Below are 23,539 nucleotides of genomic sequence, written 5' to 3'. Positions count from 1 at the left end.
CGGCTGCAAGCCCCGACGCTCTATAGACTGCCGCGCCTTGAGACCGGCATAGATTCGCAATGCTCTTGTGGATGACGTCATGTAGGCATTGTGCTTTCAAGCCCCGTTGCTTGCGATCGGCTCAGTGACTTCACCAGTTGAGCGTAACCGATGTACCGCCACCGGGTCTGGCGGAGATGCTCAGTTTGGCTCCCATGACAAGCGCTCTGCGGCGCATATTGACCCACCCCATGCCAGCAGCAGATGCCAGGTCCGGGATTTTCCCGTCGTCAGCCGGTCTGACGGGCCCCGTATCCTCAATGCTCAGGCGAGCATGCACAAAGGAGGCATCTGAAACATTTGAAGCACTTTTCCACTGTTCGTCGGCAGACAGCGTAATCCAGAGTTCAAGCGCGTCAGTGTGCTGCAGCACATTGCTTACGGCCTCCTTCACCACTGACATGATTTCCTCGGCCATGGCGCCGCATGGCAGGCTGCCGGTATCGCCAGACATCTCCGGGACCCAAACATCCCAGTGCAGACTCATGCCTCGATGATCCAGCACGGGTTGCAGCCTGTGCCTGAAACGTGCCAGAAGGACACCCAAGGGTTCATCTCGGCTGTCCATGGAATCAACAATCAGCCGTAGATCGAGCAGGCATTGTTCTGCGTTGCTGCGAATCGCCGGGTCCGTGCCGAGATCGGTCAGGCTGATCAGTTGCACCAGTTGGCTGCCGACATCGTCATGCAATGCCTCCGCTATGCGCCTACGCTCCAGCTGTACCTCTCTCGATGGACGTACGCTTTTACGTCTGCGCCACAGCACGCTGCGATATGCAAGAGGCAACAGCCAGGCGACAGCCGCCATGCTGCCCCCCGCACCTAGCGCCGCAGTCCACCAGGGAACTGAATTGAACACCACTCCAGTCTGCAAAAGCCATGGCAGCCACAGCAGCAGCTGAACACCCCACAGAAGCAGCTGCCAGACGTAGGACATGGTGAATGCGTTCGCAGACACTGGCGCTTAGAACCAGCCACGCAAGTAGGCGAAACGCACGGCTTGTGCTCGAGTGCGCACCTGGAGCTTGCGATAGATGTTCTTGATGTGCGTGTTGACCGTCATGGTGCTGATCTCCAACTGCGTGCCGATCTCTGCACTGGTATTGCCGCTGGCAACCATACGCAAGACCTCGCATTCGCGGCTGGAGAGCCTGTCGGACATATCGGAGCCCGGAACGGCTCCGGTGGCCGGCCGCTTGTCATACCGCTGCAAGAGCCGCCTGGCGAGACTGGGAGTGATAGATGCCCCGCCATTGACAACCTGCAGCACCGCTTGCGGATAGTTGCCAAACCAGGAGTTCTTGACCAGATAGCCGGTTGCACCCAATTCAAAAGCATGCAACACCTGCTCTTCCGTCTCCACCACCGAAACCACAATGACCTCGGCCTGCGGGCGCTGGCTTTTCACCACCTCAATCAACTCGAGACCATCGTCAGCCCCCAGCTTCAGATCCAGCAACATGACATCAAACTCATGTTGACGAATGGCTTTTCTTGCATCCTTGAGGTTGTCCGCCTGCGCGACCACCATGGTGCGCCGATCATTCATGATTTCCTGTGCGATCACCATGCGTAGATGCACATCATCGTCCACCAACAGCACTCTGACAGGCTTGTCGGGCTGCCCCACCATGTGATCGGGCCACATGGAAGGACTCCCCAACTCCACAGCCATGGGTCGGAGCATCAAGGCATCACCAGAGTTGTTTGCGCCGTTCGGGTCCATTTCTCTCTCCTGGCCAGAGTTGCTTGCCGGGGACTCAGGATGGTGCTCAAGACACCATATAGAAAAAAACTCCCCAGCGCGTCATTAGATAGTTTTTAGCAATTAAAACTGCAACTCAGCGTAAGAAAAAATGCAATTTGAGTAATCACGGTTTTCTGACGACACCTATTCAAAACCGCCAATTCCTCATCACAGTCGCCCAGGTACCCTAAAACTGAACATCCAGAGAGCCTGCCACGTGCCAGTCGATGGATGCCTGACGCAGCACCATGTCGATGTCCATGCCCAGCGCCAGTCCAGTTTCTGCGGGGAATGTCACTGCCAGCTGGCGCTCATCCCAATTGAGCGCCCGGGTCGATGCTCGCCAGACGGCCAGATGCAGCACCCCCGTCAAAGGCTCGAACACAGGCTGCTCCAGCGGCGCATGCATGAACTGAAAGGCATCGCTGATCAGCTCCGGAAAATTCCACTGCCGCGCCAAATGGGCCGTAATCTGCCCAGAGCAATAGCCCATCAGCTGCATTTCCACCTGGGGGCGCTTGGGATGCATGGGCTCCAACAGCTCAGAAAGTCTGAAGAAAGTGTCCGGGTCGGCGGCCTGCAGCAACAGCTCTCCCAGGCCATGCAGCAGTCCCAACGTATATGCCTGCGAGGCGTTGGCCTGAACCGACACTGCAAGCGCGCGCGCCATGCGTGCCGTGTCCAGGCTGTAGCGCCAGAAATTCGCGAGACTCCAGCCTGCCGAAACATGAGATGCACTGACTGGAGCCGCCTTCAGCACCAGTTGCCGCAACTGAACCGGCGCCAGCAGCACCAGTGCTTCGGGAATGCTGTGTACGCGCTGCCCCAGCAGATGCGCTGGCCCATTGGCGGCAGCCAGCAGACGAGCGGTCAAGACCGGATCGCTGGAAAACAATTGCACCAGACTGCGCATGCCGGGCTCTGGCTTGCGCAGTTCACTCGACAGCAGTGCAACGACGCGCGGCTGGCTTGGCAGCAATACATGCTGCTCAAGCAAGGTTGACAGACTCAATGGTTTGACGCGGCTCATCTGGATCAAAGGCAGTGGCAAGGCTGTCGCCACCACGAAATGAACACGAGAGCGCACATAGGAAGGTCAGAGCTTTTCATCTCTATTCAATTGCACTGGCTGGCCCATGACCAGCTGGCTGGCAAGCTTGCGTGTCAGGGGTTGTAACACGGAAAAGTGATCCGCCCCCTGAACCGAGACACAGTGCAGCTGATTCGATTTTCGTGCGGCGCACATATTGTCAAGACTGTTGATATTGCCGGGGCTCTTGCTGCCCTCGATGATCCACGTCGGGCTCTTTATGGCATGCAGCCAGTAGACGGGCGAACGCAAGCGCCTTTCATCCGCCGAGATCAAACCCCATTTCACGGGCCAGCCATAGCCGCCGACCTCGTCCACCGGACCAAACGCGAACACCCCCTGAACGGGCAGCCCTGCCGTCGCCGTCAGCAAAGCCAGCGTGGCTCCGGTGCTGTGCCCACCGAGATAGATGCGTGCCGGGTCGACATAAGGCAGCTGTGCGGCCTGCAGGATGGCTGCAGCCACATCCTGCACCTCCCCCCAGAAATACTCACGCTGGCCGGGATTGTCATTGCCGCCACGCAATGTGGGAAACAGCATCGCCATGCCAGCCTTGCGAAAAGCACCGGCGCTTTGGTCATTGGCAGCTGGCCCTTCGCTCCAGAAATCGTCCAGGCTATTGGTATCTCCCCCCGTCAGCCAGACCATCAAAGGCAGCTTCTTCCCATCCCTGGGATCCGGAGTGACAAAGGCATTGAGTTTCAGATCCCCGCTCTGATAGCTCATTGAAACAAACAGCTGAGAAGGCGGTGTCGGCATCGGCTGGATAGGCTTGTGGGCCGCCGGCAACAAGGCTGTCGCAATCTGTGTTGTCTTGCCGGCACGAGCCTGCATCAGATTCTGCAGAGCGATTTCGCCAGAAGCGATCTGTTGCTCAACCACCTGCTCGATCTGCACCTGCTCCGCGCGCTGGCTCTCGTGCTGCTTGCGCGCGGCAGCGTGACGCACTTTGGCCATTTCATGCTCTGCCATCGCAGCACGCGTGATGCAGCGCCGCTGCTGATCTATGTTGATGCCCTCTTCCTGGGCTTTGTCAACTTGGGCTAGATTGAGCTTGACGGTATGGCAAAAGTCATCGTTCTCTGGCGCCAGGGCTGGTGGCCAGACCAAGGCTGCTGCCTGCTGGGCATGGGCCTTGTTTTTGACTTTGTCCAACGATATCCAGCCGCGCGATGCCATCTTGGCGCCGATAAAGACCACCAAGATTGCCACCCCTATGGCCGGCAGTATCACCCGCCCCCTCGCTTTGCGCATTGATGTGCTCCCACAAAAAAGGCCGCCTGTAATATGAATTGAGTGGCGGCCCGGTAGGAGATTATTTCTTTAATCCCTGCAACTTCGCAAAGGCTGACGCCATGGCATTTTGCTCTGTCGGCTGGTTGCCACGCTGGGGTTGGGCATAGCCACCACGGTTGCCACCGCCGTAGCTGTTGCCACGACCAGCGCCTTCAAAGCGGTTGTCGCGCGGGCCGTCCCGGCGCGCAGGCGCCGCATCGAGCTTCATGGTCAGGCTGATGCGCTTGCGGTCCACATCGACTTCCAGCACCTTGACCTTGACGATCTGCCCGGTCTTGACCACCTCACGAGCATCCTCGATGAACTTGTGGCTCATCTGGCTCACGTGCACCAGACCATCCTGGTGCACGCCCAGATCCACGAACGCGCCGAACTGGGCCACGTTGCTGACCGTGCCTTCCAGCGTCATGCCTTCCTTCAGGTCCTTGATGTCTTCCACACCGTCATTGAAACGGGCGACGACAAAGTCAGGACGCGGGTCACGACCGGGCTTCTCCAGCTCGCCAAGAATGTCCTTGATGGTCACAGCACCAAATTTGTCATTGGCAAACTGTTCAGGCTTCAAAGACTTGAGTACCTCGCCACGACCCATGATCTGGTCCACAGGCTTGCCGGTAGAGACAATGATCTGCTCCACCACAGGATAGGTTTCGGGGTGAACCCCTGTCATATCGAGTGGATTGTCGCCACCGCGAATGCGCAGAAAGCCTGCGGCCTGCTCGAAAGTCTTGGCCCCCAGGCCAGCCACTTCCATCAGTTGCTTGCGGTTCTTGAACGAGCCATTGGCATCGCGCCAGCGCACGACCGACTTGGCGACCGAACCCGACAGGCCTGAGACGCGCGTCAGCAGCGGAGCCGAAGCGGTGTTCAAGTCCACACCCACGGAGTTCACGCAATCCTCGACCACGGCATCCAGCTGGCGGGCCAGCTCGCTCTGGTTCACATCGTGCTGGTACTGGCCCACGCCAATGCTCTTGGGATCGATCTTGACCAGCTCGGCCAGCGGATCCTGCAGGCGGCGGGCAATCGATGCCGCACCACGCAGGCTCACGTCGATATCCGGCATTTCCTGCGCCGCAAACTCGCTGGCCGAATAGACCGAAGCCCCGGCCTCGCTCACCACCACCTTGTCAATCTTCTTGTCGGCCTTGGAGGCGATCTTGATTAGATCCGCCGCCAGCTTGTCGGTTTCGCGGCTGGCTGTGCCGTTGCCGATGGCAATCAGATTGATATCGTGCTTTTCCACCAGACGGGCGAGCACGGCCAGTGAGCCATCCCAGTCGCGGCGCGGCTCATGCGGGTAGATGGTAGTGGTGTCCACCAGCTTGCCCGTACTGTCCACCACGGCCACCTTGACGCCGGTGCGAATGCCGGGGTCCAGACCGATCACGGCCCGCTGCCCGGCCGGCGCAGCCAGCAGCAGGTCACGCAGATTGTCACCAAACACCTTGATGGCCACCTTCTCGGCGTCTTCGCGCAGGCGGCTGAACAGATCGCGCTCAGTGGACAGGCTCAGCTTCACGCGCCATGTCCAGGCGACGCATTTGCGAATCAGATCGTCAGCAGCGCGCTTGGCATGGCTCCAGCCCAGGTGCAGCGCAATCTTGCCTTCGGCAAGGCTGGGTTGGCCCGGTTCAGGCTCGACCGGTTGCACCAGCTTGGCTTCGAGAACCTCCAGCGCACGGCCGCGGAACACGGCCAGGGCCCGGTGCGAGGGCACGCGGCCAATGGGCTCGTCGTACTCGAAGTAGTCGCGAAACTTGGCGACTTCGGGGTCATTCTCGTTCTTGCTCTCGACCTTCTTGGACTTGAGCAGGCCTTCATCCCACAGCCATTCGCGCAGCTTCTGAACCAGTGCCGGGTCTTCGGCCCAGCGCTCGGACAGGATGTCGCGTACGCCGTCCAGCACGGCAAAGGTGGTGCTGAAGTCGGGGCCGGGCTTGCCGTCGTCCAGGGTCGTCGCAGGCTTGCAGAAAGCCTCGGCTTCCTTGTGCGGATCCAGCGTGGGGTCGGCAAACAGCTTGTCGGCCAGCGGCTCGATGCCGAATTCCTTGGCAATCTGGCCCTTGGTACGGCGCTTTTGCTTGAAGGGCAGGTAAATGTCCTCCAGCTCCTGCTTGGTCGGCGCACTGGCAATCGCCAGGCGCAGCGCATCGGTCAGCTTGCCCTGCTCGTCAATGGCCTTGAGCACCGTCTCGCGGCGGTCGTCCAACTCGCGCAGATAGGTCAGGCGCTCGTCCAGCGTGCGCAGTTGCGTATCGTCCAGACCGCCCGTGGCCTCCTTGCGGTAGCGGGCCACAAACGGAACCGTGGCGCCGCCATCGAGCAACTCCACTGCCGCGCTCACCTGCTGCGGCTTGACATTCAGTTCTTGAGCAATCTGACCAATGATTTTTTGCATTCGATATTCGCCCCACGGCGTTCAATACAGGAAGCCAATGAGTTTGCCATAGGCATGCCGCCACACGGCACTCGATATCCGGCATAAGTGCAAGCAAACCTTAAAAACTATGCTTTCCATAGCTGCTTTCCATTGATGAGAAAGCGTGAAAGGCCAATTTCATTAGAATTATTGCGACATGCCCGATACCTTCCAGGACGATTTTTTTGCCGATGAGCTGCCTCCGCCCGGAGACGGTACCGGCAAGGCTCGGACTGAAGAAGCGCCGCAGGCCGATGACACAGCTGAACGCAAGCCCAGGCGCGGTGCTATTTCCCTGACCCCTGCAGCTGCGCAGTACAGGGAGCTGGCCGCACAACTGCCCCCCCTGCTGCGCATGGGCGTCTCGACCTGGTCCTATCCGGGCTGGGAGGGCTTGGTCTGGGACGGAGCCTATGACAGCAGCGTGCTGGCCAAAAAAGGGCTGACGGCCTATCACCAGCACCCGTTGCTGCGCACCGTCTGCGTCGACCGCACCTTCTGGAGGCCGCTGACGGCCAGCCAATATGCAGCCTTTGCCGCTCAGGTCGATGCCGACTTTCGCTTTGTCGTCAAATGCCCGGCCGGCATCACCGATGCCCAGGTACGCAGCGAGGAAGGCAAGCCGCGCGAGACCAACCCCGCGTTTCTGGACCCTGGCCTGGCCATAGAGCATTTTGTGGAGCCTACTCTCGAAGGGCTGGGCAGCAAGCTGGGCGTTCTCGTCTTTCAACTCAGTCCCCTGCCCTGGAGTCTGCTCAGCCGCCCCGGCCAGCTGATGGAAAGGCTGGGCCTTCTGCTGTCCGCTGTGAAACAGGCGCTGCAAAAACATCCGCAGGTCGTCGTTGCCGTCGAGGTCAGAGACCCCGAACTGCTGACCTCGGCACTGGCCCAGACACTCAAGCTCCATGGCGCGACCTACTGCCTGGGGCTGCACGGCAAAATGCCTCCCATCGAAGAGCAGTTGCCCACGCTGCGCGCCTTGTGGCCCGGGCCGCTGGTGTGCCGCTGGAATCTGAATCGCATCTTTGGCGCCTATGGCTATGCCGATGCCCAGAAGAAGCACCAGCCGTTCAACGAGATCCTCAGCGAAGATCGGCATACCCGGGAGCGGCTGGCCCGCACGATTGCTGGCATCACCGGTGCCGGTCAACCCGCTTTTGTGACCATCAGCAACGATGCCGAGGGATGCGCCCCCCGTTCAATAGCACTGCTGGCGCAGGCGCTTGCGAGCCTTTCAGACTCAGGCCCTGGCAAGCATCCTCGGACATCATCCTGAATTAATACTTGAATCCCCTCAAACGCTTACTTTTAAAGCGCTGATGGCTATCAAGAACAAAGCCCGAAAGCTCATAAACCTGCCGGGCTTTCTGGATCAGGACTTCAATCAGTCCTTCAGCGCCGCCAGCGGGTGCGAATGCGCAGGCCAGGGGCTATCAAAGAACGCTTGCCACTCGGCATCGCTCACCTCTTCGATGCTGGCAGGATTCCAGCGCGGGCTGTGGTCCTTGTCCACCGCCAGTGCCCGGATGCCTTCCACGGTTTCGCTGCGACCCGGTCGCAGATAAAAGCAGTGGCGCACCATATCGCGCTCCATGCGCAGATCTTCGGCTAGATCCATATGGCGTGCACGGCGGATTTGCTCCAGCACCACATGCAGCATCAACGGTGAGCGCTTGCGCAGCGTGGCAGCTTCGGATTGGGCCCAGTCGCTGCCAGCCTGCAAGGCCTGCACAACCGCGGCCAGCGTGGACTGAGAAAAACAGGCATCGATTTCCGCGCGGTGAGCTGCCGTCTTTGGTTCGGCGCTCACAAAGCGGGAGCGCACCACGGCATTGAGCGCTTCCACATTGGCAAAATCCGTGGTCGCCAGGGTCTCCCACAGCTCTGCCTGCTGTTCGGAGGGAATGCAGCCATCGGCCAGACCAAAAGTCAGGGCATCGCCCGCGCCGATGGTGTCGCCGGTCAAGGCCAGCCATTCGCCCACGGCACCGGGGCAGCGCGAGAGGAAATAGCCTCCCCCCACATCGGGGAACAGGCCAATGGCCGTCTCGGGCATGGCCATCTTGGTGCGCTCGGTCACGATGCGCAGCGAGCCGCCCTGGCTGATACCCATGCCGCCGCCCATGACGATGCCATCCATGAAAGCGATATAGGGCTTGCCAAAGCTGTGGATCAGATGGTTGAGCGCATATTCCTCGGTGAAGAAATCTTCGAGCTGCGGATTGCCACTGCTGCCGGCCGCATGCAGAAAGCGGATGTCACCACCGGCGCAAAACGCCCCGAACACCCCTTCCTTGTTGCTGCCACGAATGGCCACGCCCAGAATCGAGTCGTCTTTTTGCCAGGCCAGCAAAGTGCCCAGCAGATCGCGCACCATGCCCAGAGACAGCGCGTTGAGCGCCTTCGGACGGTTGAGCGTAATCATGCCCAGCTTGCCACGGACTTCGGCAATCACATCGGACATATCGGCGCTCGGGGTGGGGGTCATTGTCTTGCTCCTTGAATCAATTCCATGCTGGTCGCCAATCGGTCGCCAGGCCATGCGCACCGATTATGCGGTTGCACTCCGCGCAAGCAGGGACAAGGACGTGACAAATACCGCCAGCATCTGCAGCCACAAAGCCCGAACGGTCTGCAATGCTGACTAATATGGGAGCCGTGCCTGGCTGCAGCTTCACCAGTTTCTGCGGCCCACCTTCTGCCTCATGAACGATCTGCCACCACCGCCCGAAACCCCTCGCGAAGAACCGCACCTGGAGTCCAAGCAGCTTTCCGTGCCGCTGCGTTATCTGCTCATTGCTTTTGCGCTGGTTTGCGTGATATTGGGGCTGATAGGCGCCGTGGTTCCCGGCATGCCCACCACGGTATTCATACTGATGGCCGCCTGGGCGGCGGTGCGCAGCTCGCCCAGGCTGCACCGCTGGCTCTATGCGCACCGTGTGTTCGGCCCGCTGCTGCACAACTGGGACACTGGCGGCAAGGTCAGCCGCCGCGCCAAATGGACGGCAACCGTCAGCATGGGCGCCAGCAGTCTGCTGATTCTGTATTTCTCGTACAAGCCGTGGCTCACGGCCATGACGCTGAGCATCATGGCCTGCGTATTGCTCTGGCTGTGGCTCAGGCCGGAGCCGCAGGTTTAGAGCAGCTCACAGCACCGCTCCGCGAAGCGTGCGCAGACAGTTGCTGCCGCCAACAAGTATTACTGCCAATGACGGACGCGACTGTGGCAGCCAAGCTACGGGATCGCCGTTACGAGCGAGCAGATGGTTGGGCTGCAGCATGAACACGTTCCTGACGCGACTCTTCAAGGTGCTCCATGAACGTGGTGCCTGTGTAGCGAGAGCGGAACAGGCCAGCCTCCACTAGCCGGGGCACCAACTGCTCCAGCACGCAATGCAGGGAGTCGACGGAACCGCCGGGCGCGGCCAGAAAGCCGTCGATGGCGCCGGCGGCACTCCACTGGGTGATCTGCGCCACGGCATCGTCCACCGTGCCGACCACCTGCCAGTGCGCGGCGGAGAGAATTTCCGGCCGCAGCAGCAGTTCGTCGATGCGCAATGACTCGCGCTCCATCAGGCGCCTGAGCAGGCCCGCATGCGTGCGGCTGGACGGGATTGCCACGGGCGGCGGAAGGTCTGCAGCGGTGATCGGCCGGTCTGTGGGCCAGTCCTTCAGGTCCAGGCCGGTCATGGCCTTGATCGATGCCAGCTTGCGGCCCCTGTCCACCCGGCCGTGCGTCTGCTGGAACATCTCCCGGGCCTGCTCGCGGGTGTCGGCCAGGTACAGGCTCAGGCCGGGCAGCAGGCGCACATCCTGCGCCTGGCGGCCATGACGCTGGGCGCACCGAGACAGGTCCCGGCGCAGCTCCAGCGCCGCGTCCAGGTCCGGCGTGGGCGCGAAGACGATGTCTGCCACCGATGCGGCAAAGTCGCGCCCTGTGCTGGACGCGCCCGCCTGCACCAGCGGAATGCGCGGGCCGCCGAACTCCGGCAGGTTCAGCGGGCCGCGCACCTTCAGGTGCGTTCCCTCGTGGTCTATGGGGTGGACCAGTGAGGCATCGGCGTAGCGGCCGCTGTCCCGATCGATCTTCAAGGCCTCGTTGGGGAAGCTGGCCCACAGCCGGCGCACCACGTCGGTGAATTCTGCGGCCCGCGCATAGCGTTCATCGGCATCGGGCATGGCCTGCAACCCGAAGTTCTCGTGGCCCTGCAGGGCCGTGACGATGTTCCACCCGGCGCGGCCGTTGCTGATCCAGTGCAGCGACTGCAGCTGGCGAGCCACCGCATAGGGCGGGAAAAACGTGGTCGATACCGTGGACACCAGGCCGATGCGCGAGGTCTCGCGCGCCAGCGCGGCCATCAGCACCGTGGGGTCCAGGCTGGCGAAGCCAGCGCCCGTCTCCAGCACCTCCATGGGCAGAAAGCTCACGTCGGGGCGGAAGACGAAGTCCAGGTGCGCAGCCTCGGCGCGCCGGGCCAGGTCTAGGGCGAAGTCGCTGGAGTAAAGCCCTTCGATATTGCTGCCGGGCCGCCGCCAGGCGTCGCCACTCAGCCAGGTGGGGGCCAGCGAAAGGCCAATGTGCAGGGGTTTGCGGGTTGTCATGTCTGCTGTCATTCCCATCTCAGAACGTTCCGCGCACGCCCACGCCGATCATGCGCGGCGCGGTCATGCTGGCCTCGATGCCGCCGATGCCGCGGTTTTGCTGCAGGTACGTCGGTGCGCGCGTGTCGAACACGTTCTTGATATAGCCGTACAACTGCACGCGTGCGTTGTAGGCATAGGTCATGCGCAGGTCGGCGATGGTGTTGGAGCCGACCGCATAGGCGCGCGTGTTGGCGGTATCTGAGTAGTAGCCGTCCAGGTGGCGCACCTGGCCGGAGACATTGAACCGGGGGCTGGCGTCCCAGCTCACGCCCACGCTCAGGTTGTAGCCGGGCGAGCGGGCGAAGCGGTTGTGCTCGTAGCCGGGGTTGCTGCCCATCTCCTCGATGCGGGTGCGCAGCACGCCCACGCCGGCCTTGATCCGCAGGTTGTCCAGCGCGCGGTAGTCGGCGCCCAGCTCGAAGCCGTAGGCATGGGCCTTCTCGGCGTTGATGGTGTAGGACTGAGCCACGCCCGGCGAGATGACCACCGGGATGTTGTACTGCGCGTCCCGCATGTCCATGTAGAACAGGTTGGTGTTGAGCATCAGCCTGTCATTGAACAGGCTGGTGCGGCTGAACAGCTCGTAATTCCAGATCGACTCCTTCTTGAAGTAGGCCCATTGCCGGCTGGTGAGGTTCAGCGAGACGCCGCCCGGGTTGTAGCCACGGCTGACCAAGGCACCCACCGTCCAGCGTGGCGTGGCGGCATAGGCCAGGGACAGCTTGGGCAGCAGCGCCGAGAAGGTTTTCGTGTAGTCAAGGGCGGTGGGTGCCAACACTGAGGTGCCATTGCGCACCACCTCGTCCTGCTGGTAGCGCAGCCCGCTGCTCAGGGTCCAGCGGTCGGCCAGGCGCCAGTTCAGCTCGCCGAAGACGCCCAGGTTCTTCTTCGTGTCGTCGAAGGCGGACAGGCCGCGCAGCAGCAGGCTTTCGTCAGTGCTGGTACGGGCGTAATAGATGCCGCCGAAGCCGCTCAGTCGATCTTTTTCGTTGCCCACGAGAGCGCGGAATTCGTTGGAGACATTGTTCTGGCGGATATCAGCATCACCCCCACCGGAAATGCCGGTGTAGCGCTGCACGGACGAGCGCGAATACTGGGACTGGTTGACCAGCCGCACGCCGTTGCCCAGCTCGTAGCGGAGGTCGAGGATGCCGGTGTCGGTCTTCTGCTTCCAGCTGGGCATGGTCGTCGTCCAGTGCTTGAGCGCGCCGAACGGAGCTGAAGCGGCCTCCTGGGTCGGGCGGTTGCTGTCGTTGTGCGAGTAAGTGAATTTGGCTTCCAGGCCGGGAATGCTGTTTGGCAGCCACAGGAGTTTCAGGCGTGCGTTGAGCGCACGGAAATCCTGGTTGGCCTGGCCCTGCTGAAACCGCGGATTGTTGTAGTCGATAAAAGTGTCGCGCCCTGCATAGTCAACGGCAAGCCGCGCGGCCAGCTCCTCGCCCACGGGGCCGGAGACGGCGATGGAGGCGCGGCGCGAGTTGTAGTTGCCGGCCTCCAGCTGGTAGGCCGTCTCGGGCTTGAAGCTCGGATCCTTGGTATTGACGATGATTGCGCCCGCTATCGCATTCGCACCCTGCGAGGTGGTCTGGGGACCTCGGAACACCTCGATGCTATCCACATCCCATACCGAGGTCGCGCCGAAGAACATCTCGTTGTAATTGAGGTAATGGCCATCGAGATTGATGGTGGCGCGCGGTACCGTGCCGCCCCAGAAGACGTTCTGCCCGTTGTTGGGGCCCTGCGTGTCCTGCCCGCGGATGATGGGCGCACCCACCGTGTCGGTGTAGACCACGTTGGGCACGTCATGCAGCACCTCGTGGACCGAGGCATTGCCGCTCTCCTCCCTCTCGATGTCCTTGCCAGACTTGACCGATACGGAGGATGCCGTGTCCTTGAGTTCTCGCCTGACCTTTTCACCGCTGACCACGACCACGTCAAGCGTGGCAGTTTCCTCATCGGAGCCCGACACACCCTGTGCAAAGACGCCGGCTGGCGCCATCAAGGTAGAGAGTGCGACAGCGCCCGCCCTGGACGGGAGCCTGCGATGGAAACACAGTTTCACGGCATCTTCCTTTAATGAGAATGATTCTTGTTTTATGTTACAGCATGACGCATAGAAATTCCACCATTAGGAATTCATTCCTATCTGAGGAAAAAAGAACAACACTGAAAAGATGCATGCGTGCCGGGTTGCCTTCCACCCGAAAGGAGCCGGTATCATCGAGACCAGCGGCGCCCGGGCGCCCACCTGCGATGCTCCAAGTACAGGCAAGGAAGCCGAGCCTTTGAAAACAACAACACCTCAGACAGCCGCCGGCGAGAAACGCTCCGGCACCATCCAGTCGGTCTCGATCGCCGCACGCTTCCTCATGATCCTGGCCAATGCCGAAAGCGAACTGGCGCTGGGCGAGGTGGCCCGGCGAACGGGAACGGGGGGCTCCACGGCCCACCGCTACCTGCAAAGTCTCGTCAAGGAAGGCCTGGCCAAGCAGGACCCGGCCAGCGGCCTCTACGACCTGGGCAGCGCGGCACTGAGCATCGGCATTGGCGCGCTCAAGCGCGTGGATGCGGTGGAAATTGCGGCGCAGCATATGAAGTCGCTGACACACCAACACGCGCTCAGTGGCGGTGTGGCCATCTGGACCGACCGCGGGCCGACCCTGGTGCGCTGGTACCGAAGCGCCTACTTCTCCATCAATCCGCTGGCGCTTGGCGACATCCTGCCCATAGACAACACCGCCTGCGGTCTGGTGTTCCAGGCCTTCCTGCCCAAGGCCACCATCGACGCTGCGCGCCGCCAGCAACCTGCCCATTTCCGCGGCAAGCCACCGACCAAGGCCGTGCTCGATGAAGTGCGCGAGCGCTGCTGGTCCGAATTGACCAGCCACCTTCTGTCCAACGTCACGGGCCAGGCAGCACCGGTGTTCGACGCACAGCATGAGATCGCCTGCGCGGTCACCACTGTCTCTGACCTGGGCCAGCTCAAGTCGCCCGACGACAGGCATGCGCTGCTGCGCGAAGCCAGCCTGATCAACCAGGCCACAGGCGGACGAGCCTTTGGCTCAGACTCTCACTAGAAGCGACGCGCAGGAAGATACCCAGGTGCTTCAGCCTTCCATGGCATGCACTGCCTTGCGCCCTCTTGGCACCACCAGGGGAGTCCCGGTCACAGGGTCAGGAATGACCACCGATGACAGGCCGAACACTTCCTCAACCAATTGCTCGGTAAAGATCGCCCCGGGATTGCCCTGTGCGGCGATGCGCCCGTCGCGCATGGCGATCAGGTGTGAGGCGTAGCGGCAGGCGTGGTTGAGATCGTGCAGCACCGCAATCACGGTGCGGCCGGCCCGGTTGAGGTCCGCCAGCAGCTCCAGCAACTCGATCTGGTGTGCAATGTCCAGAAACGTCGTGGGCTCATCCAGCAACAGGATGGGCGTCTGCTGCGCCAGCACCATCGCAATCCACACACGTTGGCGCTGCCCGCCTGACAACTCGTCCAGAAGCCGGTCCGAAAGGGCCATCACATCAGTGGCCTTCATGGCCTCGGCCACCGCCTGCTCGTCGGCATCCGTCCACTGCTTCAGGAAGGACTGATGGGGGTAGCGCCCACGCGCCACCAGGTCTTCCACCGTGATGCCCTCGGGCGCGACCGCGCTTTGCGGCAGCAAGCCCAGGCGCCGTGCGACCTCCTTGGCAGGCCATTGCGCGATATGCCTGCCATCCAGGATGACCCTCCCTACGGTCGGTGCCAGCAGGCGCGACAGCGCGCGCAGCAGGGTGGACTTGCCGCAGGCGTTCGGCCCCACGATGACGGCAAAGGAGCCATCGGGAACAGCAAGGGACAGGCCCTGCGAAATGGTGCGCTCGCCGTAGCGCAGCGTCACTGCATCAGCACTCAGTCGATATGTCATGGCCGGTCATGCCCCACAAGCAATAGGTCCTTAGGCATTACAAATTCGGAATGCATTCTACAATGAGGAATACCCTAAAGAACCTTGATGTACTCGGCCCTGTCACGGTCAGATCGATATGAACAGACTAAAATTCACCGCCCTGGTTGCGGCTGCGGCACTGTCCGTGCTGGCCGGTATCGCGCTCATGCAGCGCAACGCCGTCCACGAGGCCGGCGCCACACAGCAGGCCTCTCTACCGCAGCGCATCGTGTCCACCTCGCCCAGCGTGACGGGCATCCTGTTGGCCATCGATGCCCCCGTGGCGGCAACCGCAGCCACCACGCCCAGCCGCTTGACTGATGACAAGGGCTTTTTCTCGCAATGGGCCCACGTTGCCGACGAGCGTGGCGTACAGGTGCTCTACCGCAACCTGCAGTTCGACATCGAGGCCGTCCTGGGCGCCACCCCTGATCTGCTGGTGGCCTCTGCCACCGGCGCCGACAGCGTGGCCCAGCACCGCACCGAACTGCAGGCGCAGGGCGTGCCAATGGTCGTGGTCGATTACTCCAGCCAGTCCTGGCAGGACATCGCCACCGAGCTGGGCCGCATCACGGGCCATGCGAAGCAGGCCGCCGCAGCCATTGCCCGCTTCGATGCCCATGTGGCGCAAACCGCCGCCTCCATCACGCCACCGGCCCAGCCCGTCAGCATCGTCGCCTACAACCTGGCCGGCAGCTACTCCATAGGCCGCGCCGCCAGCCCGCATGCGCGGCTGCTGGCTGCACTGGGTTTCAAGGTGGAGGGCCTGCCGCCCCCGCTGGCCGCACAGGTGACACGCTCGTCCGACTTCGAATTCATCTCCCGCGAAAACCTCTCGGCCGCCATCACCGGCGATTCCGTCTTCCTGCTCGGCGCTTCGCAGGGCGATGTCCAGGCCTTCCTGGACGATCCGCTGCTGGCCAACCTGCCGGCCGTGGCCGGCCGGCGCGTCTATGCGCTGGGCCCGACCTCGTTTCGCATCGACTACTACTCGGGGCAGCAGATGGTCGACGCCGTGGCCAGCCATTTCCGCTGAGCCATGCGTGCACGGCTTCAAGGCGCGGTGGCGCGGCCTGCCTCGCGCGCTCCGCGCGCTCCCCTGCGCCGCAGACGTTGGCTGGGCCTTGCAGGCGGGCTGCTGGCGCTGGCCATCATCGCCGTGCTCGGCATCACCGTCGGCTCGCGCGACATTGCGCTGGCCGACATCCTCAGCGCGCTGCGGGCTCCGGACCTGCGTGATGACCAGCACCTGATCGTCAGCCTGCTGCGCATGCCCCGCACCGTGGTGGCCATCCTGGCCGGCATGGCGCTGGGCGTGGCCGGCGCGCTCATGCAGGCCGTCACCCGCAATCCCCTGGCGGAGCCGGGCCTGCTGGGCGTCAACGCGGGAGCGGCGCTGGCCGTGCTCATCGGCATGACGGCCTTCGGCCTGACGTCCGTGCTCCAGTACGTCTGGTGCGCCTTTGCCGGCGCGGGGCTGGCGGGTGCCGCCGTCTTCGCGTTCGGCCAGTCCCGGGGCGCGAGCGCGCACCCGGTGCGCCTGGTCCTGGCCGGGGCCGGCCTGTCGGTCATGCTCACCTCCAGCGCCGGCATCATCCTGCTCAACGCCCCCCCGGAAGTCTTCGACGGCTTCCGCCGCTGGGCGGCCGGCTCCCTGGAGGGCAGCGGCTATGCCAGCGCCGCCGTGCTGGCGGCCGCCGTGGCGGCGGGACTGGCGGCGGCCTGGGCCATCGTCGGCCAGCTCAACGCCATGGCGCTGGGGCATGATGTGGGCCTGGCGCTGGGCGTCAATGTGCGCGCCACCGCTCAACTGGCCTGCCTGGCGGTCATGATGCTGGCCGGGGCCGCCACGGCGGCCGTGGGCCCCATCGCCTTCGTCGGCCTGGTGGCGCCGCATCTTGCACGCCTCTCGTGCGGGCCGGACTACCGCTGGATACTGCCGCTGTCCGCGCTCTACGCGGCGGTGCTGCTGCTGGGTGCCGATGTGCTGGGCCGCGTCGTCGCGGCGCCTGCCGAAGTGGCTGCGGGCATCGTCGCCTGCCTGATCGGCGGGCCGTTCTTTGTCTGGGTGGCGTGCAGATACCGGTTGAGCAGACTATGAAGGCGTCCGTGAAGACCTCGATACTGCGCTGGGGCCCATATTCGCTCCGCTGGCGGCCCAGGCCGCTGGCCGTGGGCATGGCGCTGGTCGTGCTGGCCCTGGTGCTGGGTGTGCTGCTGCTGGGCACGGGAACCCTGTCCCTCAGCCCCGCCGAAGTGCTCGACAGCCTGCTGGGCACGGGCTCCAACCCCGCAGCAGAGCGCATCGTGCAGCGGGTGCGGCTGCCGCGTGTCCTCACGGCCGTCTTCGTGGGCGCGTCGCTTGGCATGGCGGGTGCCATCTTCCAGTCCATCTCCCGCAACGCGCTGGGCTCGCCGGACGTGATCGGCTTCACCACCGGCGCGGCCAGCGGGGCGATTGCGCTCATCGTGCTGGGTGACGCCGGGCCGCTGTGGATATCGCTGGCCGCCGTGCTGTCGGGCATGGCCACGGCGGCGGTCGTGCTCGCGCTGTCCAGCGGCCGGCGCGTCGCAGGGGGCTACCGGCTGGTGCTGGTGGGCATAGGCGTGGGGACCACGCTCTCGGGCCTGAACACCATCCTGCTGGTCATGGGCGATCTGGAGCGGGCCGTCTCCGCACAGCGCTGGCTGGCTGGCTCGCTCAGTGCGCGGACCTGGGCGCATGTCGTGCCGGCCGCATTCAGCTTCTTCGCCATCGTGCCGGTCGTGCTGTTGTGCGCCCGCCGGATCGACCTGCTGGAACTGGGCGATGACGCCGCCACCCAACTCGGCGTCAACGTACCGCGTACCCGACTGATCATGGTGATGTGCGCCATCGCCCTGACAGCCACTGCCACCGCGGCGGCCGGGCCCGTCGCGTTCATCGCGCTGGCCGCGCCGCAGGTGGCCAGGCGTCTGGGCCTGTCGCCCGACGTGCCTCTGTTCACGGCGGCAGCCGTGGGCGCCGTTCTGCTGCTGGCGGCCGACATGCTCAGCCAGTGGGCGCCGGTGCGCCTCCATCTGCCCATCGGGCTGGTAACGGGGCTGCTGGGCGGGGTGTATCTGCTGTGGCTGCTGTTTCGCACGCACAAGGGCTAGGAGTGTGACAGCAGAAGTTGAGACAGCACTTCTATCTCTCTTCGAGTCATCACCCTGAAGAGTCGTACGACATCATGCGATCTGGATAGAAAAAAGGCTCCTAACTTTACAGTTAGAAGCCTTTTTTAGATTGGTCGGAATGGCGGGATTCGAACTCGCGACCCCTTGCACCCCATGCAAGTGCGCTACCAGGCTGCGCTACATTCCGTGTCGATGACGCTATTGTAACCGATTTTCGACCATCTTTTGGGAAGGCAGCAACTTGAGCAGTTGCTCGGTTATCAGCCACGACGGTCATCTGACGCTGCAGGTTTCATAGCGAACCTCGCAGCGGCATTGAAAAAGGCCTGTGATTTTCATCACAGGCCTTTTCAATTTGGTCGGAATGGCGGGATTCGAACTCGCGACCCCTTGCACCCCATGCAAGTGCGCTACCAGGCTGCGCTACATTCCGTGTCGATAGGATGAATTATAGGGAGGAAAAACACCCTCCCCGGGGAAAACGCGCACTTTTTTCAAAAAAGTATCGCACTGGTGCTGAAGGCTGCAGGCCTGATATCAACGCACGCCCGGCCGCATAAGCGCTCAGCACGCACAGCACACTCCGGCCAATCGCGATCCCTGCGCAGGGCCTGACCAAGACTGCCCAAGGGAACGACAAGAGTGGGCGCTTCAGCGATTCCAAGCAGGCATCCATCGCCAAGCCACTCTTGTTCCATCCGCTGACGCTGTCATCGCCAAACCTCTTGATCAGACCTGGCCCACCAGGAATGACTGTTATTCCTTGATCACGAAACCCACAGTACTCACTCTCGCTCGGCTGGCTTCACCCAGCCGCTTTGCACGGCAATATCGATAGCACCAACACGGTGCACACAAGAGATTTCCCTTAGTCCTTGATGTAAAAAAACCACTGTCATATCGCCGAAAAGATGATTTCATCGGCATCCGCGGAACTGCAGAGCAAGCTGTATACAAACCCCCGCTATATTTCAAAACGTAAATCCAATATCTAACTCGAGAGGACACTCATGAAGACCGCTTTTATCGCCATGGCTGCTGCCCTGGCCTGCTCCGGCGCCGCTTTTGCGCAGAGCAATGTGCAACTGACGGGCCTCGCCGATATGTATGCCGGCTCCGTCAAGATGGCCGGCCAGGACCGCAAGGGCGTTGTTGGCTCCGGCGGCATGACCACTTCCTGGTGGGGCCTGAAGGGCACGGAAGACCTGGGCGGCGGCCTGAAGGTCGATTTCAACATCACCGCCTTCATGCGCATGGACACCGGTGAAACAGGCCGCTTCCCCGGCGACACCTTTTTCTCGCGCGATGCCAACATCGGCCTGAACGGCAATTTCGGCCGCATCGGCCTGGGCCGCGACAAGGCGCCCAACTTCCTACCCACCATTCTGACCAACCCCTTCGGCGATTCGTTCACCATCTCGCCTCTGGTGCTGCACGCGAACACCCCCACCGCAGCCTGGGGCGGTGCCCGCCTGACCACGCCCGCCGACACCGGCTGGAGCAATATGCTGGTCTACACGACGCCTAACTTCGGCGGCCTGACTGCCAATGTCTACTACCAGTTCGGCGAGCAATCGACTCCTGGCAACAAGAGCAAGAAGAACGTCGGCGTGAACGCTCTGTACTCCAGCGGTCCTCTGAGCCTGACGGCCTTCTACGAGCGCGACCAGATCACCAACCCCGGCAGCGGCACGGTCATGCCCACCAAGAGCGACTGGATGGTCGGCGGCAGCTACAACTTCAATGTTGTGAAGCTCTACGCTACCTACGGCCAGGCCAAGGTCAAGGATCTGGACAGCAAGAGCAAGACCTACTCGCTGGGTCTGGACATTCCGGTCTCCGGCACACCCGGCACCGTCAAGGCAGCCGTGGCCCGCACCAAGTACGAAGCAGCCACCGATGCCACCCGCACCACAGCGACCCTGGGCTACGACCACTTCCTGTCCAAGCGCACCGACGTCTACACCGCTCTGATGTACGACCGCGTGACCGATGCCAACCCCAAGACCGGCACCAGCCTGATCGCCGGTATCCGTCACCGCTTCTGAGCACTGGATTAGAGCGGGCCTATGGCTCGCCATCCGAAAAAGCGAGGTCTTAGCCTCGCTTTTTTATTTCCAGTCCGGTGAGCGACCGGTTCACTTGGGTGCAGATGTCTCCAGCAGCTTCAGCCTACGCTGCAGTTGCGCCTGTTGCTGCACATCACCGCCCTGCTGCGCTGCCTTGAGCTGCAGCAGCAGCCAGGCCATCAAAGGCCTGCGCCAGCCTTGCTCCGAAGCGGTATCGACGCCTTGCTGCAGCAGGGCGGGGTCGGCCGCGCCGCCACGCAGCAGCACACCCGCAGCCACCAGTCTCGATAGCGGATCCTTGATCTCGGTCAGGGCAGTACCACCTGCGCCGCCGCCGAGCAGCTGCCGCGCCACGCCGCGCTGCGCCTCAGGCAAAAGCTCGATATCACCGGCTTGCGGACTGGCCCGCAGATAGCGGGCATAGGCCTGCTCTTGCTTGCCCGCATCCTGCGCCAGCGCCTCATAGGCCGGACAACTGCTCCAGTCCAGGCTGGCCACCTGCGCCGCGCAGCGCATCAGCTCCAGCTTGGCGGCCTGTGCGGGTTGGCCGGTGCTGGCCACGGCATCACGCGCCTTCTGCCACTGCAGCGCCTCCACACGCTGATGCCCCTGCAAATAGGCCTGGGCGGCTTTTTGCGCCGCAGCTTCGGCGCTCAATGCCCAATCCGGTGCCGGTGCTTGGTTGCCACAGGCTGACAGCGCTATGACGGATATAGCAGCCATCGCCCTCCCGTATTTGCCTGGAGTCTGCTTTTGCTTGGTTTTTTGCTTCATGGCAGCTTCAACTCCGGCTTGTGGGAAAACGGCCATTTGCGCTGCAGATCGTTGAGCACGGACTCCAGTCTCAGCAGATTGCTTTCCACCTCGGCACGCAGCGCGCCCAGGTCGGTCGAGGCCTCGCGGGCATTGCTGCCCACCACCTGCATATCGGCCAGTACTGCATCGACCTTGGCCATGCTTTTGCGCGTATCGGCCAGCAAGCCATTGAGCTGCTCCATAGTGGTCTTGACCTGGGGCATGACGCCATTCGCGTCAAAGACCTGGCTGTCGGCGCGCGCCACCATTCGGTCCATGCGCCCGAGCAGGGAGTTGGCACGCTCCAGCATCTGGCCGACCTTCTTCGCTTCCTCGTCGCTGCCCAGCACCGCCCCCAGAACGCCGCCTTGCCCCTGCATGCGCTCGGCCAGCTTGCGTACTTCGGCCAACGATCCGCCCAATGCCGAATCCGTGGCGGTCAGTGCCGCCACATTGGCCAGCACCTCTTTGGCGGAATTGATGATCTGTGGCAGCTCTGCCGTGGCGTCGCCACTGAGCACGGGCCGCACGGAATCCGGTGGCAGCGGCGCATCGCCCAGCATGCCGGTATAGGCCTTGATGGTGGTGCCGCCCACCAAGCCCTTGACCAGCGTGAACACGCTGGACTGGCGCAGCCAGTGGGCATCCTTCTCGGTCACATCGACCAGTATGCGAACCGAGCCGTCCTCGGCCAGCTCAATCTTGCGCACACGGCCTATGGGAAAGCCCGAGAAAGTCATGTCCATGCCCACGATCACGCCCTCGGAGTCATCGGCCGTCAGCACCAGACGCTGCGTGGGCTCGAACACTCCGCGCGCGTAGAGCAGATAAGCGGCCGCACTCAGAATCAATACCAGGGTCAGCGCCAGCAGCGCGGCTGCCTTGGCGCGCAGATGCGCGACGGGTTTGAGGCTGAGCAACTCCTCGTCGATCAGCTGCTCCTCGGCCATACGCGTTTCGCTCATGGCTCCATCCTTTTCAGTAATAGTTGCCCATGAGCGAGATCACCTCGATCAGAAGCAACACGGCAAACATGCGTGCAAAGCCTCCCAGCTCCGCCCCGCCCTGCCTATGTCGCGCAACCGGCGTATACATGGCAGAGGCCAGCGGCATGACGGCTACCGTGAGGCTGAAAAACCAGGTCTTGAGCACGAACACCAGCGTCAGCGACGGTGTGAAGATCTGGCCAAAGATGCGCGTGTACGCACCAAACCCGGCCAGGCTGAAGCCGTAGACGCTCAAGTACACAGTGACCAAGGCCACGATGCAGCTGAGTGCGGCCAGTGTGATGGCCGCAAACACGCCCGCCGCCGCACGCGGCACCAGCGCCGCACGGACAGGGTCAATGCCTTGCGTCTTCCACTTCGCGAGCTGGCCCTGCATACGCATCTGCACCACCTGCACGCCGGCTGGAATGGTGCAGCGCATGGCTACAAACAGTGCAGCCGTCAGCGGTATCAGCTCGATCACCATCACCCGCACCACCAGATCCAGCGCATAGCGTGACAGGCCGTAACTCTGTGCGGTGACAATGACGATGCGCGCAATCACCGCACACAGCAGGGCTGCCAGCGCGGTGAAGCCCGTGAGTATGGGAGCGGTCTGCGCATACATCTGCTGGGCCAGCATGGCCCGCCCGCGCCTGTGGTAGCTGGACGGCGACGTCACCAGCACGAGCAGCACGGCGGTCAGATAAATGCTGCGCCACCACGCCAGGGCCTGCGCGCCCAGCGCGGCCCAGATCCGCCCCGGCAGCTTGATGGTGGTTTCACTCCAGCTCATGCAGGAATGATAGCGTCCACTGCAGGACAGGGGCGCAGCCGCCATAGTTGCCGCCTGTCAGACATGGCGCTTTGCCGCAGCACTGCCCTGCAGGCCCTCGGGCAGGGGCTCATCGGCCTGTGCATGCAGGGCCTCGATGATGTGGCAAAAGCTGTCCGAGCCGTCGCACTGGCTGCGCAGCTGCATCAGCTCATGCTCCAGAGCCTGCAGCTCGGCCAGCCGCTCGCGCACATGGCCCAGATGGGCGTCCAGGGTTTTGTTGGCAGCCACGCAATCGGCCTTGCGCGCACCATCGAGCGCCAGCAGGGTGCGCACTTCGTCGAGCGACATATCCATGGCCCGGCACAGCCGAATAAAACGCAGCCTGTGAACATCTCCATCGGTATAGAGCCGGTACTGGTTGTCCTCGCGCATGCCGGGCGAGAGCAATTGCTCCTTCTCGTAGTAGCGGATATTGGCTGCAGCAATGCCGGAACGCTTCGCGGCCTCGCCAATGCGCCAGCGCGGAATATCGTGCGAATTGAGTGACATGCTTGACCTTGAAGTGACTTTATTGTTTTCAAT

At 62.6% G+C, this 23,539-nt stretch carries 20 protein-coding genes and 2 tRNA genes; 7 read left to right on the top strand and 15 right to left on the bottom strand.

The window, feature by feature from the left end; translation table 11 throughout:
* Positions 1–130: 130 nt before the first annotated feature.
* The 5 genes from F0P97_RS08390 to F0P97_RS08370 all read right to left on the bottom strand — a co-directional run bounded on the left by F0P97_RS08390 (position 131) and on the right by F0P97_RS08370 (position 6,573).
* Positions 131–976, bottom strand: a complete 846-nt coding sequence (locus tag F0P97_RS08390) for a sensor histidine kinase (protein WP_182286398.1) — start codon at positions 974–976, stop codon at positions 131–133.
* A 27-nt stretch (positions 977–1,003) separates the two neighbouring features.
* Positions 1,004–1,765 carry a response regulator gene (locus F0P97_RS08385; RefSeq protein ID WP_182286397.1) on the bottom strand — a complete coding sequence of 254 codons (762 nt, stop codon included), beginning with the start codon at positions 1,763–1,765 and terminating at the stop codon, positions 1,004–1,006.
* Between the two features lie 208 nt (positions 1,766–1,973).
* Positions 1,974–2,816, bottom strand: coding sequence for an HDOD domain-containing protein (locus F0P97_RS08380; RefSeq protein ID WP_182287140.1), 843 nt, complete (start codon positions 2,814–2,816; stop codon positions 1,974–1,976).
* A 66-nt stretch (positions 2,817–2,882) separates the two neighbouring features.
* Positions 2,883–4,130 carry an alpha/beta hydrolase family protein gene (locus F0P97_RS08375; RefSeq protein WP_232538155.1) on the bottom strand — a complete coding sequence of 416 codons (1,248 nt, stop codon included), beginning with the start codon at positions 4,128–4,130 and terminating at the stop codon, positions 2,883–2,885.
* 61 nt (positions 4,131–4,191) lie between these two features.
* Positions 4,192–6,573 carry a Tex family protein gene (locus tag F0P97_RS08370; RefSeq protein WP_182286396.1) on the bottom strand — a complete coding sequence of 794 codons (2,382 nt, stop codon included), beginning with the start codon at positions 6,571–6,573 and terminating at the stop codon, positions 4,192–4,194.
* A 178-nt stretch (positions 6,574–6,751) separates the two neighbouring features.
* Here F0P97_RS08370 and F0P97_RS08365 point away from each other — a divergent pair, with 178 nt between their 5' ends.
* A complete protein-coding gene (locus F0P97_RS08365; protein ID WP_182286395.1) occupies positions 6,752–7,870 on the top strand; it encodes a DUF72 domain-containing protein in 1,119 nt (372 codons plus the stop codon).
* Positions 7,871–7,978: 108 nt separating this feature from the next.
* Here the strand turns inward: F0P97_RS08365 and F0P97_RS08360 are convergent, their stop codons facing one another.
* Positions 7,979–9,082: an enoyl-CoA hydratase/isomerase family protein gene (locus F0P97_RS08360; RefSeq protein WP_182286394.1), complete on the bottom strand. Its 1,104-nt coding sequence runs from the start codon at positions 9,080–9,082 to the stop codon at positions 7,979–7,981.
* 217 nt (positions 9,083–9,299) lie between these two features.
* Between F0P97_RS08360 and F0P97_RS08355 the strand changes: the two genes are divergently transcribed.
* Positions 9,300–9,734 carry a YbaN family protein gene (locus F0P97_RS08355; RefSeq protein ID WP_182286393.1) on the top strand — a complete coding sequence of 145 codons (435 nt, stop codon included), beginning with the start codon at positions 9,300–9,302 and terminating at the stop codon, positions 9,732–9,734.
* 109 nt (positions 9,735–9,843) lie between these two features.
* Here F0P97_RS08355 and F0P97_RS08350 read toward each other — a convergent pair whose 3' ends face one another.
* Both F0P97_RS08350 and F0P97_RS08345 read right to left on the bottom strand, forming a co-directional pair.
* Entirely contained in the window at positions 9,844–11,196 is a 1,353-nt protein-coding gene (locus F0P97_RS08350; RefSeq protein ID WP_182286392.1) for an NtaA/DmoA family FMN-dependent monooxygenase, read from the bottom strand.
* Between the two features lie 19 nt (positions 11,197–11,215).
* Entirely contained in the window at positions 11,216–13,300 is a 2,085-nt protein-coding gene (locus F0P97_RS08345) for a TonB-dependent receptor (protein ID WP_182286391.1), read from the bottom strand.
* Between the two features lie 223 nt (positions 13,301–13,523).
* Between F0P97_RS08345 and F0P97_RS08340 the strand changes: the two genes are divergently transcribed.
* Complete coding sequence (locus F0P97_RS08340; RefSeq protein WP_182286390.1) at positions 13,524–14,315, top strand: IclR family transcriptional regulator; 792 nt, start codon at positions 13,524–13,526, stop codon at positions 14,313–14,315.
* Positions 14,316–14,345: 30 nt separating this feature from the next.
* On the opposite strand, the gene F0P97_RS08335 is transcribed toward F0P97_RS08340, so the two are convergent.
* Positions 14,346–15,149 carry an ABC transporter ATP-binding protein gene (locus F0P97_RS08335; protein ID WP_182286389.1) on the bottom strand — a complete coding sequence of 268 codons (804 nt, stop codon included), beginning with the start codon at positions 15,147–15,149 and terminating at the stop codon, positions 14,346–14,348.
* 118 nt (positions 15,150–15,267) lie between these two features.
* On the opposite strand from F0P97_RS08335, the gene fepB reads away from it, so the two are divergent.
* From fepB to F0P97_RS08320, 3 genes are read left to right on the top strand one after another with little or no spacing between them, the layout of a single operon-like run.
* Positions 15,268–16,206, top strand: coding sequence for a Fe2+-enterobactin ABC transporter substrate-binding protein (gene fepB, locus F0P97_RS08330; RefSeq protein ID WP_182286388.1), 939 nt, complete (start codon positions 15,268–15,270; stop codon positions 16,204–16,206).
* Between the two features lie 3 nt (positions 16,207–16,209).
* Positions 16,210–17,271, top strand: a complete 1,062-nt coding sequence (locus tag F0P97_RS08325; protein ID WP_182286387.1) for a FecCD family ABC transporter permease — start codon at positions 16,210–16,212, stop codon at positions 17,269–17,271.
* Positions 17,268–18,308 (top strand): iron chelate uptake ABC transporter family permease subunit, encoded by a 1,041-nt coding sequence (locus tag F0P97_RS08320; RefSeq protein WP_182286386.1) that lies wholly within the window; start codon positions 17,268–17,270, stop codon positions 18,306–18,308. The genes F0P97_RS08325 and F0P97_RS08320 overlap by 4 nt, the downstream gene beginning before the upstream one ends.
* A gap of 131 nt (positions 18,309–18,439) precedes the next feature.
* Here the strand turns inward: F0P97_RS08320 and F0P97_RS08315 are convergent.
* Positions 18,440–18,516 (bottom strand) — tRNA-Pro (locus F0P97_RS08315).
* A 169-nt stretch (positions 18,517–18,685) separates the two neighbouring features.
* Positions 18,686–18,762, bottom strand: a tRNA-Pro gene (locus F0P97_RS08310).
* Between the two features lie 577 nt (positions 18,763–19,339).
* On the opposite strand from F0P97_RS08310, the gene F0P97_RS08305 reads away from it, so the two are divergent.
* Positions 19,340–20,377 carry a porin gene (locus F0P97_RS08305; RefSeq protein ID WP_182286385.1) on the top strand — a complete coding sequence of 346 codons (1,038 nt, stop codon included), beginning with the start codon at positions 19,340–19,342 and terminating at the stop codon, positions 20,375–20,377.
* A gap of 90 nt (positions 20,378–20,467) precedes the next feature.
* Here F0P97_RS08305 and F0P97_RS08300 read toward each other — a convergent pair whose 3' ends face one another.
* Genes F0P97_RS08300 through F0P97_RS08285 form a run of 4 tightly spaced genes read right to left on the bottom strand, consistent with a single transcriptional unit; the run spans position 20,468 to position 23,506 of the window.
* Positions 20,468–21,172, bottom strand: a complete 705-nt coding sequence (locus F0P97_RS08300) for a hypothetical protein (RefSeq protein ID WP_182286384.1) — start codon at positions 21,170–21,172, stop codon at positions 20,468–20,470.
* Entirely contained in the window at positions 21,169–22,158 is a 990-nt protein-coding gene (locus tag F0P97_RS08295; RefSeq protein ID WP_182286383.1) for an MlaD family protein, read from the bottom strand. Before F0P97_RS08295 ends, F0P97_RS08300 begins: the two co-directional genes overlap by 4 nt.
* A 13-nt stretch (positions 22,159–22,171) precedes the next feature.
* Positions 22,172–22,975 (bottom strand): MlaE family ABC transporter permease, encoded by an 804-nt coding sequence (locus tag F0P97_RS08290; protein WP_182286382.1) that lies wholly within the window; start codon positions 22,973–22,975, stop codon positions 22,172–22,174.
* A 57-nt stretch (positions 22,976–23,032) separates the two neighbouring features.
* The gene (locus F0P97_RS08285; protein WP_034381187.1) at positions 23,033–23,506 is read right to left on the bottom strand and encodes a Cd(II)/Pb(II)-responsive transcriptional regulator; all 474 of its coding nucleotides are present in this window, start codon (positions 23,504–23,506) and stop codon (positions 23,033–23,035) included.
* Between the last annotated feature and the right edge of the window lie 33 nt (positions 23,507–23,539).

It is taken from the genome of Comamonas testosteroni, assembly GCF_014076415.1.
GTDB lineage: Bacteria > Pseudomonadota > Gammaproteobacteria > Burkholderiales > Burkholderiaceae_C > Comamonas > Comamonas testosteroni_F.
This window is presented reverse-complemented; position numbering and strand designations above follow the sequence as displayed.